Genomic DNA, 14,571 nt, shown 5'->3' on the forward strand with positions numbered 1-14,571 from the left:
CGTGAACGTCCTCTACGCGATCCTCCGCGACCGACACGCCTACACACCACGGCCGCCTCTTCATCTCGTGGCTTGACGACAGCATTAGGCAGCCACCCCAGACGATCCGGTTCGCACCCGCTTGACGAGACCGGCACCCCTACCCGAGCGGACCGCGCACCTCACCCTCCGCCGGTCACCCCAAACGAACCAGTCCGCACCCGACAGGAACACAGACGACCCCACGGCCCTGGTCGAGAGTCCCGCCCCCGGGCCGTCCGGTCGCTTTCCCTCGCGCGGTGGAGGGACGGGAGTCAAGGGTGAAGCGAAGCGCAATCGGCGCAGCCGACGCGCAGCGCAGCGGAGCGCCCTTGACGCCCGGCCCGCAACCGCCAAACTCCGGAGAACGGACGGCACCGGTGACCGATTCAAACGCCGGACCAGCACAGCACGGCCCCGCCTCCCCGAACCACAACGCACGACGTCAGCCCGGCAAGGTCTTCCCGGAGCTGCCGAGCTCGCGGAAGTAGCGGGCCTCCGTCCGTCCCCCGGGCGGCAGCACCTCCTCGCCCACCAGCTGAAACCCCGCACGCTCAAGCACCGCCCGCGACCCCGCGTTGTCCGCGTCCGTCGCCGCCCGCAGGGCAGTAAGCCCGTACTCCGCAGCAGCCACCCCGCAAAGCCGCCGTACCGCACCCGTGGCGAGCCCGCGTCCCGTCGCGCCCTCGGCGATGCGATAGCCCAACTCCGCCTCTCCGTCCGCCACGTCGATGAGATTGACCCGCCCGAGGACGGCCCCCGCCCCGTCGATCAGGACGTGGAAGTGGCAGGTCCCCGCAGCCTGTTCTGCGAGCAGCGCCGCGTGACGGGCGTCGAACTCGGCGAAGTAAGCGTCGCCACGGTCCGGGACGGACTTCGCGAAGTACGCCCTGTTCTCGCACTCGAAGGCGAGCAGAGCGGGAGCGTGATCGGGCCGCAGGCGCTGGAGTTCGGGCATGGCCGAACGCTAGCCCGCGCGCCATGGACGGCGCCTCGGCATTCCTGTCGCCGCCGGCAGGCACGCGATCACGATCGTGATCGCGTGCGTTGACAGGCGGACGCGCGGTGCATCTAATGGGAGCGGTGCCGCGTGGCGCCGACCAATGAGCAGTGGGCCGGTCGGCGATCGGGCGAGCACCCTTCACCAAGGGATCCGCCATGAGTTCATACTCCGCGCCCTGGACCTGACGTGACATGACGTAGCGCATCCGCACGTCACTCACCTCTCGCACTTCACACACCCCGGCAGCTCTGCCGCACGTACGCACGCCGTGCCGTTCATGCCACGCCGCGCCGCGCCATGCCGTCCGTGCGCCATGCCCACACACCCCGGAGACACAGAACCCGTATGCCCAAGAACCGTACGCCCGCGTCTTTCAATGAATCCGTCATCGAAGAGTTCCGTGCCAACGGCGGCCAGGTCGGTGGCCCCTTCGAAGGCGGGAACCTGCTCCTGCTGACGACCACCGGCGCCAAGTCGGGGACCTCACGGACCACGCCCCTCGGCTACGTCCGCCACGGCGACTCGCTCCTCCTCGTCGGGTCCAATCTCGGCGGCCCCCGGCACCCCGACTGGTACCACAACCTCCTCGCCCACCCCGTGGTGAACGTGGAGATCGGCACCCGGACGTTCGAGGCCCTCGCGGTGCCCGCCGAGGGAGCCCGGCGTGAGGAGTTGTTCGAGCACGTCGTGAGGGCGGAGCCCGGATACGGCGAGTACCAGGCCGGGGCCGCCCGGCTCCTGCCGGTCATCGTGCTGGAGCGCGCCGACCCGGACGGCTGGGTGGCACCCCGCGAGATCCGCACCCTCGCGGACAAGCTCATGGAGGTACACACCTGGCTGCGGGACCAGTTGCGGCAGGTGAGGGCGGAGGTCGAGGCGCACTTCGCCGCACGCGAGACACACCGGGCCGCAGGCAATGGCGAGCCACCGGCCCCCAGCCTCGGCCTGCAGATCCGGCAGCGGTGCCTCGCGTTCTGCCAGGCTCTGGAGTTCCACCACGTCAGCGAGGACGCGCACTTGTTCCCGGGGATCGCCCAGTACCACCCGCATCTGAGCGAGGTCTTCGACCGGCTCAGCAAGGAACACCGTACGGTCGCCCGTATCCAGAACGACCTGGTCACTCTGCTCGCCGGCATCGCCATCGCCCACCCGCAGCGCTTCCGCGCGGAGCTGGAGGAGATGTCGACCGAGCTGAACGCCCACCTCGACTACGAGGAAGAGTCGATCCTGCCTCTCCTCGCAGACGTTCCCTGGCCGCCGGCCGGCCCTGCGGAGCCGGGCGCTACCCCTGCCGCACCGGAAAGTACTGACGCGGGGTGAGCCCCACGATGCGGTGGAACGCGGCGACGAACGAGCTCGCCGAGGCGTAGCCGACCCGCGAGGCCACGGCCCCGGTCGTCATGCCGTCGGCCAGCAGGGGCATCGCTGCCTGCATCCGGAGCCGCTCGCGCCACTGCCCGAACGCGAGGCCCGTCTCGGCGGAGAAGAGGCGGGCGAGGGTGCGGGCGCTGGCGCCGACCGTCCGCCCCCAGGTCTCCAGGGGGCGGTTGTCGGAAGGGTCGGCGGCAAGCGCCTCCGCGACCTCCCTCGCGCGCGGGTCCTTCGGCTCCGTGACGGAGATGCTGGTCACCGATACGGGGTGGAGCACGTCGAGGAGGACTCGCTCGGCGCGGCTCCGCGCGTCCAACGCGAGGTCGCCCCGGAGCAGATGGTCGATCAGAGCACGCAGAAGCGGCCCCGCGGCGAGAACCGTGGGCTGCCCCGTCCAGTCGGCGGACGCGGGGCAGCACGCGGGGTCGACGTACGGGCTGCGCATCACCGCGTCCCCCTCGGACTCGGTCGCGTGGGGCAGCCCGGCGGGGATCCAGAGGGCGAGGGAGGGCGGCAGCAGCCAGGAGCCGTCGTCGGTCCTGATACGGAGTAACCCCTGCGCGGACCAAGCCAGTTGATGGACGGGATGCTGGTGCGTCGCGAACTTCACGCCGCGCGGCATCGTGAAGTCGCCGACGAAGATCGCGGTCAGTTCCGGGTACGGGTGTCCGGTCTGCGACATGGGACGGCAGCCTAGCCCGTGGCGGACACGGGCGGCCCGGACCTAGCGTCGCCGGTATGCCAATGAACCGAGCGCATCGCAAGCTGTGCAGTTCCCCGGAGTGGGCTCAGACGGTCAAGGACCGCATCCTGCCCTGGGCCCTCGAAGACATCGAACTCGGTGACGAGGTACTGGAGATCGGCCCCGGATACGGCGCCAACCTGCGCGTACTGGTGGACCAGGTCCCCAGCCTCACGGCGTTGGAGATCGACGGCGACACGGTCCGCCTCCTGGAGCGCGAGTGGGGCGACCGCGCCCGCATCCTGCACGCGGACGGCTCCGACATGCCGCTGCCCGACGCCACGTACTCCTCGGTGGTCTGCTTCACGATGCTGCACCACGTCCCCACCGACGCACTCCAGGACCGCATCTTCGCCGAGGCGTTCCGCGTCCTGCGCCCGGGCGGCACGTTCGCGGGCAGCGACAGCCAACCGAACCTCCGCTTCCGCCTCCTGCACTTCCGCGACACGATGAACACACTGCTCCCGGCGGAACTCCCGGCAAGACTGGCGGCGGCCGGCTTCAAGAACCCGGTCGTGGACCGCCACCCGGAGAGCGGCGGCCTACGCTTCCGGGCCCAGAAGCCGACGGCCGGCTGAAGCAGACGAGAGGACCCGAAGATGCCCGAGCCCTTTGACTGCGGTCGCTCGCTCGAGCAGTCGGAGGGCAGGCACTGGCCGGAGCCTCCCGCGGGCGCGACCCCCATGGTCCGGAACGTGTACGAGCTGCGACGCCACCCCGTCGGGGAGCTGGAACCGCACGAGTTGGCCCGGCTGATCGGTCAGAACGAGGGACTGCCCCGGCTACTGCCACTGGCCGTGGGGATCCTGCGGGACACCGCGCCGCGACAGGCAGCGGGCGGCTGGTTCGACGACGACCTGTTGTACGCGGTCGTCACAAGAAACCCGGAGGTCTGGGCCGATGATCCCGAGCTGGCCCGCGAACTCAAGAAGGCGCTGGCAACACTGAACGGCCTTTCACTTTCACGCTACGTCAGGCAAGAGGTCGCACAGCTCCTCGCGTCACTGCCTGGAGACGGATGAAGTCACCTTCGGCATTCGGAGCCCGGGGCTCGGGGCTCGGGGCTCGGGGATTAACCCACCCGGGGATTAACCCACCTTGCGCAGCTCTCCGTCCCCGAACACCGCGACCATCACCAGGTTGCCGCCCAGCGCCTCGACGTAGCGAGCAACGACGTCCGTGCCGGAGACCTGGCCGCTCTCGATCTGAGAGACCCTGCCCTTGCTGACCCCCATGCGCTCGGCCACTTGCGCCTGGGTGTAGCCGCGCTCCTGGCGCATCTCGGCAAGCCGCCACGCGCGAGCCTCGGCAAGCATGCGTTCGGCGCCTTCGAGGAATGCCTCTCGGCCCCCCGACAGCTCCTCCGCCCGCTCACGGTGCCCACTGGCCGTCCACTTGATGTGCCCGCTCACTTCCCCAGCTCCTTCTCACGGTCAGCGACGTACTGCGCGTACCTGCGCTCAGCCAGCGGAATCGCCACGTCGTACCAGGTGCTCCAGTTGCCCGCTTTATCGCCCGCCACGAGGAGGATCGCGGAACGCCACGGGTCGAACATGAACAGCACACACCTCACTCCGCCCGGCCGAACCCGGCCGAAGCTCTTTGAGATTGTGCAGAGCCGAGCCCCTGATCCGATCGACCAGAGGACGCCCCTCCGCCGGACCGTGGCAGGCGAGGATCCAAATGGCCTGGTTGACCGGCGTGTATGAATCAGTGTCCGCCTTTTCCAGGTCGTTCAGCCATTGATCCACCTCACTGGTCAGGTAGACGTCCCACTGCTCTTCCACCCCTGAGACCCTTTCGCGAGTTTAGCATTCACTAAACATGCGAGGGTGTGGCCGTGGGACCGAACCCGGCATCCTCACCCGGATGAGGGCAATCAACCCCGGATCACCTCCACCGAGAAGTCCCCCGGATCCATCCGTACGCGGAGCCGCTCCCCCGTCGACGTGACCCGCGTCCGCGCCTGCACCCCCTCCGGGAGATCCGGGAGGACCGGGGTCACCCCGGATTCCGCTCGCACCCTGTCGAGGAGGTCCCGCATCTCCTTCGGGGTGAGGCGGGTGGGCAGGTACCAGGCTGTTCCCTTGCCGTAGGGGTGGCGGGTTGCCGTCGGGGTGCCGTCGGGGGATGTGCGTACCGCCTCCGCGCCCTCCAGATGGAGCTCCTCCGACCAGGTGCCGTCCGGGTGGGGGTCGAACTCCTCCACCCTGAGGCCCAGGAGCTCGCGGAAGGGGGCCGGGTAGCCGCCGAGGTGGATGCGGTCGTGTTCGTCCGTGATTCCGGAGAAGTAGGACATGACCAGGGTGCCGCCCGCTCGGACATAGGAGCAGATTCGTTCCGCGGTCTCTTTCGATACCGAGTAAAGGTTGGGGATCAGGAGCAATCGGTACTCGGTCAAGTCCGGCAGGTCCGCCGCCGATCTCCCGTCCGCGGGGACGACATCGCACGCCACCGACGCGTCGTACAGCGGCTTGTGGTGGGCCAGGGCCGCGTCGAGGAGCCGCACGTCCGCGCTCGGGTGCGCGTCCAGCTCCAGGGCCCACCAGCTGGGCCAGTCCAGGAGCAGCGCCGCGTCCGCCCGCTCGGGGCGGGAGCCGAGGAGTTCGGGGTATCGGGCCAGCTCCGCGCCCAGCGACGCCACCTCCCGGAAGATGCGGGTCCCCGCACCCCCGTGCGGCACCATCGCCGAGTGGAACTTCTCCGCTCCCCCGCGCGACTGCCGCCACTGGAAGAAGAGGACCGAGTCCGCGCCGTGCGCCACCGCCTGCCAGCTGTCCAGGCGCATCCGGCCCGGCGGCTTACTGCCGTTGCGCTCGCGCCAGTTCACCGCGCCCGGCGCCTGCTCCAGGAGCAGCCAGGGCTGCCCGCCCTTCAGGCCTCGCATGACGTCGTACGAGAACGCCGTCCGGTGGAGCGAATCGGGGGCGTGCGGGTCCGGGTACGAGTCGTATGCCACCACGTCCAGGTGCGGGGCCCAGGCGAAGAGGTCCAGCGTCTTCGCGATCGGGACGAAGTTCGTCGTCACCGGGACGTCCGGTGTGATGCGGGTCAGGGTCTCTTTCTCCGCCAAGTAGCACGCCAGGAGTTCGTCCGACGAGAAGCGCCAGTAGTCCAGTTGCTGGGTCGGGTTGCGGAACGAAGGGGCCTTGCGCGGGGTGTGGATCTCCTCGAACGTGCCGTAGCGCTGGGACCAGAAGTCCGTCGACCAGGCGTCGTTGAGCGCCGCCACCGTGCCGTACCGCTCGCGCAGCCACGTACGGAACGCCGCCGTCGACACCTCGCAGTGGCAGTGGCGTGAGATGTGGCAGCCGTATTCGTTGCCGATGTGCCAGAGCGCGAGGGCGGGGTGTGTGCCGTAGCGCGTGGCCAGGCGTTCCGTGAGGCGTACCGCGTGGCGGCGGTAGACCGGGCTCGACGGGCACCAGTGCTGGCGCGAGCCGGGGTGCAGGCGGACACCCTCCTCCGTCACCGGCAAGGTCTCCGGGTGGAGGCGGGTCAGCCAGGGCGGCGGGGACGCCGTCATCGTGGCGAGGCTGACCGCCACGCCCGCCCCGGCCAGGCGGTCCAGGTGGCCGTCCAGCCAGGTGAAGTCGTACGTGCCGGGGGCGGGCTCCGTCTTCGCCCAGGAGAAGATCCCGAGCGTCACGAGGTTCACCCCCGCCTCGCGCATGAGGTCGGCGTCCTCCGCGTGGACTTCGGGGCCCCACTGCTCGGGGTTGTAGTCACCCCCGTACCCCAGAGACGTAACCCGGTCATAGAAGTGACTCAGTCTCATCCCGCGCTCCGTCATCCTCATCCCGCGTCCCGTCATCCTCGGCCCGCGCCCCGTCATCCTCAGCCCACACCCCTCGCCCCCTGCTGGGACCGCGCCGCGATCCCCCGGAAGTGATCCGCCATCGCCCGCTGGGCCCGCTCCACGTCCCGCGCCCGCAGCGCCGTCACGATGTCCCGGTGCCTGCGCACCGTCACCTCCGGCGCCGGGTCACGCGCCCACCCCCGCGCCCCCGCCACCCTGTTGAAGACGTTCCAGAACGCGCCGAGCAGCTGCGGCACCAGCTCGTTGCCCAGCGAGCGGTAGAGCGTCTCGTGGAACTCGCGGTCCAGCTCAGGGAAGGCCGCGCCCCCGCCCGCGGACTCCTCCATCTTGCGCACCAGAGCCTCGAGCCGCGACAGCTCCTCGTCCGTGAGCCGCACCGCGACCCGCCGCACCAGGCCCTCCTCAAGGACCTCCCGCACCTCAAGAATTTCCGCCAACGCATGCGTGTCGTCACTCAGTTGGACCAACGCGCGGAATGTAAGTCCGTCGGCCAGCGGCGTCAGCGACGCCTGCCCCACATACGTCCCGTAGCCATGTCTGATCTCCACTATGTCCAGCGCCTGGAGGGCCTTGAGCGCCTCGCGCACCGAATTCCTGCTGACTCCCAGTTCTTCCATCAGCTCGGCCTCGGTGGGCAGCAGCGCGCCCGGCCGAAGCCTTCTGTCGAGGATCAACTGCATGACCGCGCGCTGGACTTGACTGCCCACACGCCGTGCACGGACTGGCTCCTGAGGCATGCGGCACATCGTAGGCACGGATGACATCCCACGTCCCACCTCCGGACCGACATCGTTCCGAACGGACGCCGCAGCAGCCCGATTCGGATACCTGCGCGATCTCTTGACCGGCCATCGCGGCGCTCTTATGGTCACCACGCCACCATGACGTAGGACGTGGGATCTCTCAAGGGAGACACAGTGAGCGACGACAAGACCAGCATCGCCTCCGCCCGCCCCGCCCCCGACCGCCGGTCCTTCCTGAAGTACACCGGTGCGCTCGGGGCGGCCGCCGCCATCACCACCACGCTCTCCGCCTGCTCCTCGGGGCCCGAGTCCACGAACGAGGCCGGAGGGGGCGGCGGCGAAGGCGGCGACTCCACACTCACCGCCGTCATCGGCTACGGCAACGACGGCAGTTGGGACCCGACGCAGACCGCGTCCGCCTTCGCGATGGCCGGCAACGAACACATCTACGAGGGGCTCCTCAACACCGACCCCATCACCCGCGAGCCGTACGCCGCGCTCGCCACAAAGATCCCCGCCGACGACAAGGCGACCACCTGGAAGTTCACGCTGCGGCCCGGCGCCAAGTGGCACGACGGGAAACCCGTCACCGCCGACGACGTGGTCTTCGTCTTCGACCGCATCCTGGACCCGAAGACGCAGACGCTGGCCAAGCGCTTCTTCGAGAGCTGGCTGAAGGGGGTCAAGAAGGTCGACGCGACCTCCGTCGAGCTCACCCTGAAGTTCCCGTTCCCGGACGGCCTGGCCCGGCTCTCCCTCGCCAAGATCATGCCGAAGCACGTCTTCTCCAAGCCGGGCGCCTGGGACGACGCGACCAAGGGCAAAGCGGTGGGCTCGGGACCGTACAAGCAGGCCTCACACCACCCGAAGTCGAACACCACCTTCGAGGCGTTCGGCGACTACAACGGCCCGCGCAAGGCCGCCTTCAAGAAGATGAACTGGCTGACCATCGTGGACGCGGCACCCCGCGTCGCGAAGATCTCGGGCGGCAGCGCGGACTCGGAGATCTCGGACAACATCCCGTACGCCAACATCCAGCAGCTGACGAAGGGCGGGCTCACCGTCGAGGGCGGGGCCGGGATGAACAACCTGTTCCTGATGTTCAACACCGCGCACAAGCCCTTCGACGACGTACGCGTGCGCCAGGCCCTGCACTACGCCATCGACACCGGGAAGATGATCGAGGTCGCGCTCAAGGGCCACGGCAAGGCGTCGACCTCGTTCCTCAACGAGTCCAACCCCTCATACCGGCCCGCGAAGACGGTCTACGCGTACGACCCGAAGAAGGCGAAGGCGCTCCTGAAGGAGGCCGGGGTCAAGGATCTGTCGATCAACCTCACGGCGGTGAACGTGAGTTGGATCGTCGACTGTCTGCCGACCATCAAGGCCTCCTGGGACGCGATCGGCGTCAAGACGACCCTGGACCCGCAGGAGACGACGGCCGTCTTCACCAAGTTGGACCAGAAGAAGGACTACCAGATCGTCGCGGCCGCATCGAACCCCAACCAGTTCGGCATCGAGGCCGATCTGATCATGCACTACAACTACGGCCCCGAGAACCTGTGGATGGGCTACGCCCGCTGGGCGGACAACTCCGTCGCCAAGAAGCTCTTCAAGGACATGGACCAGGCGACGCGCGAGCCGGACGCGGCCAAGAAGAAGACCATGGTCCAGGACTACATCGACACCGTCGCCGAGCAGGCGGTGATCTACCCGGTCGTCCACAACGAGCTGATGACCGCCTGGGACCCGAAGAAGCTCACCGGCATCAAGGCCCAGCCCTACCCCGGCATCAACCTCCTCCAGGCCAAGTGGGCCGACTAGCCAGTCCGGCCGACCCGTTGGGAGTCGTACGCACGTGACCGCGATCGTCAGAATCCTGGCCCGCCGCCTCGCCCTCCTCGTCCCGCTGCTTCTCGGCATCGTCCTGTTCGTCTTCCTCGTGATGCGGTTCTCGGACATCGATCCGGCGTCGGCGTTCTACCAGGGCGCCAATCCGACCCCGGAGCAACTGCACGATTTCCGCGAGGAGAACGGCCTGCTCGATCCGCTGCCGGTGCGCTACGTCGCCTTCGTCGGCGATCTGCTCCAAGGCGACATGGGCATCAGCGTGCTCACCCGCTCGCCGGTGGTGGAGCAGGTCACCACCGCGCTTCCGCTCACCCTGCAGCTGACGTTCCTGGGGCTCGGCATCGCGGTGGTCATCTCCCTGCTGCTCGGCGTGACCGCCGCGATCTACCGCGACCGGCTGCCCGACCAGCTCATCCGCGTCATCTCGCTGACCGGCGTGGCGGCGCCCGGCTTCTGGCTGGCGCTGCTCATGATCCAGTACCTGGCGGTGGAGGCGGGCTGGTTCCCGACCGGCGGATACGTCAATCCCGGCGACTCCTTCACCGGCTGGCTGAAGACCATGACGCTCCCCGCCCTGGCGCTCTCCCTGCCCGTGGCCGCCGGGCTCACCCGCATCATCCGTACGGCCGTGGTCGAGGAGCTCGACAAGGACTACGTACGGACGGCGATCGGCAGCGGTCTGCCGCCGGTCGTGGTCGTCGGCCGCAACGTCCTGCGCAACGCCCTCATCAACCCGCTGACCGTGCTCGGGCTGCGCGTCGGCTATCTGCTCGGCGGCGCGGTCGTCATCGAGACGATCTTCTCCCTTCCCGGCATGGGGAAGCTGATGATCGACGCCGTGAAGAACGGCGACCCGGCCGTCGTCCAGGGGGTCGTCATCACGACGGCCGTCGGATTCGTGGTCGTGAACCTGGTCCTCGACATCCTCTACCTGCTGGTCAATCCGCGTCTGAGGGAGGCTGCTTGATGATCATGTCGCGCAAGGCCCTGACCGAGCAGCTCTCGCGCCCCGGCATCCGGCTGCGGTCACTGCGCCGCCTCCCGCTGCTCTCCCGTATCGCGGTGGGCGTCGTGGGCGTGGTCGTCCTGATGGCACTCTTCGCGCCGCTCCTCGCCCCGCACGACCCGCTCGACCAGCAGCCGCAGGTGGACGGCACGGGACACCCGTCGGCCGACCACTGGATGGGCCAGGACAGCCTCGGCCGCGACATCCTCAGCCGCCTGATGTACGGGGCGCGCTGGTCCCTGGCGATCGGGCTCGGAGCGACACTGCTCGCCCTGATCGTCGGCGCGGTGCTCGGCGCGCTCGCGGCGACCTCGCGCAAGGCGGTCGACGAGACGCTGATGCGGTGCCTCGACATCGTCATGGCGTTCCCCGGCATCGCGCTCGCGGCCGTACTCGTGGCGGTCTTCGGGGGCGGCATCGTCGTCCTGATCTGCGCCATCGCGTTCCTGTTCACACCGCCGATCGCGCGGGTCGTGCGGGCGAACGTGATGGATCAGTACGGCGAGGACTATGTCGTCGCCGAACGCATCGTCGGCGCCCGCACCCCGCACATCCTCATCAAGCACGTGGCCATCAACTGCGCGGCGCCGATCCTCGTCTTCTGCACGGTGCAGGTCGCCGAGGCGATCGTCTTCGAGGCCTCGCTGTCGTTCATCGGCGCGGGCGTACGGCCTCCGGACCCGTCCTGGGGCAGTGTCATCGCCGACGGCAAGAACATGGTGCTGCTCGGCGGCTGGTGGGCGACGGTCTTCCCCGGCCTCCTGATGCTGATCACGGTCCTCGCCCTGAACATCCTCTCCGAGGGCGTATCGGACGCGTGGGCGGCGCCCGCCACGCGCGACATGCCGGGCGCGGCCCGCGAGGAGGACAGGAAGGACCTCCTCGAAGCCCCCGAGCCGGGCAGCGGCAAGGTCCTGGAGCTGCCGGGCCTGACGGAGGCGGCCCGGCGCCTGCGCTCGCGCGCCCGCCCCCTGCCGGAGGGAGAGCCGGTCCTGACCGTCTGCGACCTCGCGATCGGCTTCGACGCCCGGCACGGCGGGGTGGACATCGTCGACGGCATCAGCTTCCACGTACGGCCGGGCGAAGTCCTGGGCCTGGTGGGCGAGTCGGGCTGCGGCAAATCACTGACCGCGCTGACGGTGATGGGCCTTGAGCCGAAGGGCGCCCGCGTCAGCGGCGAGGTGACGTTCGACGGCGAGCAGCTGCTCGGCATGCCGATGCGCACCCGCAGACGACTCCTCGGCCACGACATGGCAATGATCTACCAGGACGCCCTGTCGTCGCTGAACCCCGCGATGACGGTCCGCGCCCAGCTCAAACAGGTCGTACGGAGGGGAGGGCGCCGCACATCGGTCGAGCTGCTCGAACTGGTCGGCCTCGACCCGGACCGCACCCTGCGCAGCTACCCGCACGAGCTCTCCGGCGGCCAGCGCCAGCGCGTCCTGATCGCGATGGCGCTCTCCCGCGACCCGAAGCTGATCGTCGCGGACGAACCGACGACGGCCCTGGACGTCACGGTCCAGGCCCAGGTCATACAGCTGCTCCTGCGCCTGCGCGAGGAGCTGGGCTTCGCCCTGATCCTCGTCTCGCACGACCTGGCCCTGGTCGCGGACGTCACCGACAGGGTGGTGGTGATGTACGGAGGACAGATCGTCGAGACGGGCGTGACGGCGGACCTCGTCGAGGCGCCGTCGCACCACTACACGCGCGGCCTCCTCGGCTCCGTCCTCTCGCTCGAATCGGCGGCGGAACGCCTGACCCAGATCAAGGGCGTCGTCCCCTCGCCCGCCGACTTCCCCGCAGGCTGCCGATTCGCGGACCGCTGCCCGCTCGCGAGCGAGGTCTGCCGTACGACGGCCCCCGGACTCACCGGCGGGACGCGGCACTCCATCGCCTGCCACCATCCGGCGCAGCAGCCGCCGGGAGTGCGGGAGCCCAGCGGAAGCGAGGCACTCAAATGACGACGGAAAAGCTGATCACCCTCTCCGACGCACACGTCGTGCACCGGGCACGCTCGGGCGGGTTGTTCTCGCGTGACCGGGTGTACGCGCTGACCGGCGCCGATCTGACCATCGCGCCCGGCGAGACGGTGGGCGTGGTGGGCGAGTCGGGGTGCGGGAAGTCGACGCTCGCGAAGGTACTCGTGGGAGTCCAGCAACCCACCGCCGGCACGGTGTCGTTCCGGGGCCGCGACCTGTGGACGATGCAGCCGGCCGAGCGGCGGACCGCGATCGGCAGGAACACCGGCATGATCTTCCAGGACCCGTCGACCGCGCTGAACCGCAGGCTGACGGTACGCCAGATACTCCGCGACCCCTTGGACGTCCACAGGATGGGGACAACGACTCAACGCGAGGACAGAGTGCGCGAGTTGATGTCACTGGTGGGTCTCCCCAAGGTCCTCGCGGACGGGCTGCCCGGTCAGCTGTCGGGCGGACAGCGCCAGCGCGTGGCGATCGCCCGCGCCCTGGCGCTCGAACCGGAACTGGTGGTGGCGGACGAGCCGACCAGCGCGCTCGACGTCTCCGTGCGCGCCCAGATCCTCAACCTCCTCCTGGACCTGAAGGAGCGGCTCGGCCTGGCGCTCGTCTTCGTCTCGCACGACATCCAGACGGTACGGAGGATGAGCGACCGGGTCATCACGATGTATCTGGGCAGGATCGTGGAGGAGTCACCGGCACAGGAGATCCTGGACAGGGCACGCCACCCCTACACACGGGCGCTGTTCTCCGCGACGCCGGGACTCCTGGACCCCATCGACCCGATCCCGCTCGTCGGCCCGGTGCCGTCGGCCACGCGACCGCCGAGCGGATGCCCGTTCCGTACGAGGTGCTGGAAGGCGGACGAAGTGTGCGGCGCGGCCATGCCGGAGTTCGCTTCGACGGAGGGCTCGGGCCACCGCTACCGCTGCCACCATCCCGTAAGGGACGGCCAGTCCACGCACGAGCTAGTGATCCAGTCCGCCGCCACGGACGCGAGCCCCAGGGAGACTCCATGACCATGCCCACCCCGCTGACCGGTGTCGTACCGCCCGTCTGTACTCCCCTGACACCGGAGCGCGAGGTGGACACGGCGTCGCTGGTGAGGCTGGTCGACCACTTGGTGTCGGGCGGGGTGGACGGCCTGTTCGTGCTCGGTTCGTCGTCGGAGGCGGCGTACCTGACGGACGGCCAGCGGAAGGTCGTGATCGACACGGTGGCGGGGCACGTGGGCGGCCAACTCCCGGTCCTGGCGGGGGCGATCGACATGACGACGCCACGGGTCCTGGACCACGTCCGCGCGGTGACGGCCGCGGGGGCGGACGGGGTGGTGGTGACGGCGCCCTTCTACACGCGCACACATCCGGCGGAGGTCGCCCGCCACTTCCGCCTTGCGGCGTCGGCCTCTCCGGTACCGGTCTTCGCGTACGACCTCCCTGTCTCGGTCCACTCCAAACTGACCGCGGAACTGGTCCTCGACCTGGCCGCGGAGGGCGTCCTGGCCGGGTTGAAGGACTCCAGCGGGGACGAGGGGAACTTCCGGGAGGTGGTCCTCGGGGCGCGGGGCCGGGCGGATGTCCCGGGCTTCAGCGTGCTGACGGGCTCGGAGACGACGGTGGACGCGGCGCTGGGGATGGGGGCGGAGGGGGTGGTGCCGGGCCTTGGGAACGTGGATCCGGAGGGGTATGTGCGGCTGTACCGCTACTGCCGGGAGGGTGAGTGGGCGCTGGCCCGGGCCGAGCAGGAGCGGCTGTGCGGGTTGTTCGGGATGGTGCGGGTGGGGGATGCGGCGGGGCGGATGGGGGGTAGTTCGTCCGCCCTGGGGGCGTTCAAGGCGGCGCTGTATCTGCGGGGGGTGATTGCCTGTCCGGCGACTGCGGAGCCGCAGGTTCCGTTGTCTTCGGGGGAGGTTGAGCGGGTGGGGAAGTTCTTGGCGGGGGCGGGGTTGTTGTAAGGGCGCCGTAAATCACCGGCTCCGCCGAGTTCGTCCTCAATCTCCCCCAAGCTCTTAAAGAGCAGGGGGGACCCCCATGACGGG

General features: G+C 69.4%; 13 protein-coding genes and 1 pseudogene. 8 read left to right on the forward strand and 6 right to left on the reverse strand.

Translation table 11 applies throughout. From position 1 onward, the window contains the following. Positions 1-463: 463 nt before the first annotated feature. Entirely contained in the window at positions 464-976 is a 513-nt protein-coding gene (locus tag ACWFR3_RS41275) for a GNAT family N-acetyltransferase (protein ID WP_453739860.1), read from the reverse strand. 390 nt (positions 977-1,366) lie between these two features. On the opposite strand from ACWFR3_RS41275, the gene ACWFR3_RS41280 reads away from it, so the two are divergent. Beyond that, entirely contained in the window at positions 1,367-2,341 is a 975-nt protein-coding gene (locus ACWFR3_RS41280) for a nitroreductase/quinone reductase family protein (protein ID WP_453739861.1), read from the forward strand. Here the strand turns inward: ACWFR3_RS41280 and ACWFR3_RS41285 are convergent. After that, the gene (locus ACWFR3_RS41285) at positions 2,304-3,074 is read right to left on the reverse strand and encodes an AraC family transcriptional regulator (protein ID WP_453739862.1); all 771 of its coding nucleotides are present in this window, start codon (positions 3,072-3,074) and stop codon (positions 2,304-2,306) included. The two genes, ACWFR3_RS41280 and ACWFR3_RS41285, sit on opposite strands and share 38 nt — an antisense overlap. Before the next feature lie 56 nt (positions 3,075-3,130). Between ACWFR3_RS41285 and ACWFR3_RS41290 the strand changes: the two genes are divergently transcribed. Next, on the forward strand, positions 3,131-3,712 hold the full coding sequence (locus ACWFR3_RS41290) for a class I SAM-dependent methyltransferase (protein WP_453739863.1): 582 nt from the start codon (positions 3,131-3,133) through the stop codon (positions 3,710-3,712). A 21-nt stretch (positions 3,713-3,733) separates the two neighbouring features. Then, complete coding sequence (locus tag ACWFR3_RS41295; RefSeq protein WP_453739864.1) at positions 3,734-4,156, forward strand: contact-dependent growth inhibition system immunity protein; 423 nt, start codon at positions 3,734-3,736, stop codon at positions 4,154-4,156. 66 nt (positions 4,157-4,222) lie between these two features. On the opposite strand, the gene ACWFR3_RS41300 is transcribed toward ACWFR3_RS41295, so the two are convergent. The 4 genes and pseudogenes from ACWFR3_RS41300 to ACWFR3_RS41315 all read right to left on the reverse strand — a co-directional run bounded on the left by ACWFR3_RS41300 (position 4,223) and on the right by ACWFR3_RS41315 (position 7,700). Further along, positions 4,223-4,546 carry a helix-turn-helix domain-containing protein gene (locus ACWFR3_RS41300; protein ID WP_453739865.1) on the reverse strand — a complete coding sequence of 108 codons (324 nt, stop codon included), beginning with the start codon at positions 4,544-4,546 and terminating at the stop codon, positions 4,223-4,225. Further along, positions 4,543-4,921, reverse strand: a pseudogene (locus ACWFR3_RS41305) (type II toxin-antitoxin system RelE/ParE family toxin). Before ACWFR3_RS41305 ends, ACWFR3_RS41300 begins: the two are co-directional and overlap by 4 nt. Positions 4,922-5,013: 92 nt before the next feature. After that, positions 5,014-6,912 carry a beta-galactosidase gene (locus ACWFR3_RS41310; RefSeq protein WP_453739866.1) on the reverse strand — a complete coding sequence of 633 codons (1,899 nt, stop codon included), beginning with the start codon at positions 6,910-6,912 and terminating at the stop codon, positions 5,014-5,016. 59 nt (positions 6,913-6,971) lie between these two features. Next, positions 6,972-7,700, reverse strand: a complete 729-nt coding sequence (locus ACWFR3_RS41315; RefSeq protein WP_453739884.1) for a FadR/GntR family transcriptional regulator — start codon at positions 7,698-7,700, stop codon at positions 6,972-6,974. Between the two features lie 171 nt (positions 7,701-7,871). On the opposite strand from ACWFR3_RS41315, the gene ACWFR3_RS41320 reads away from it, so the two are divergent. The 5 genes from ACWFR3_RS41320 to ACWFR3_RS41340 are packed head-to-tail and all read left to right on the forward strand — an operon-like array spanning position 7,872 to position 14,487. After that, entirely contained in the window at positions 7,872-9,521 is a 1,650-nt protein-coding gene (locus ACWFR3_RS41320; protein ID WP_453739867.1) for an ABC transporter substrate-binding protein, read from the forward strand. Between the two features lie 34 nt (positions 9,522-9,555). Further along, complete coding sequence (locus ACWFR3_RS41325; RefSeq protein WP_453739868.1) at positions 9,556-10,515, forward strand: ABC transporter permease; 960 nt, start codon at positions 9,556-9,558, stop codon at positions 10,513-10,515. Beyond that, positions 10,515-12,515, forward strand: a complete 2,001-nt coding sequence (locus ACWFR3_RS41330) for a dipeptide/oligopeptide/nickel ABC transporter permease/ATP-binding protein (protein WP_453739869.1) — start codon at positions 10,515-10,517, stop codon at positions 12,513-12,515. Before ACWFR3_RS41325 ends, ACWFR3_RS41330 begins: the two co-directional genes overlap by 1 nt. Then, on the forward strand, positions 12,512-13,552 hold the full coding sequence (locus ACWFR3_RS41335) for an oligopeptide/dipeptide ABC transporter ATP-binding protein (RefSeq protein ID WP_453739870.1): 1,041 nt from the start codon (positions 12,512-12,514) through the stop codon (positions 13,550-13,552). The genes ACWFR3_RS41330 and ACWFR3_RS41335 overlap by 4 nt, the downstream gene beginning before the upstream one ends. Continuing rightward, the gene (locus tag ACWFR3_RS41340) at positions 13,549-14,487 is read left to right on the forward strand and encodes a dihydrodipicolinate synthase family protein (RefSeq protein ID WP_453739871.1); all 939 of its coding nucleotides are present in this window, start codon (positions 13,549-13,551) and stop codon (positions 14,485-14,487) included. Before ACWFR3_RS41335 ends, ACWFR3_RS41340 begins: the two co-directional genes overlap by 4 nt. The last annotated feature ends 84 nt before the right edge of the window (positions 14,488-14,571 follow it).

Source organism: Streptomyces sp. NPDC055189, from assembly GCF_053606765.1.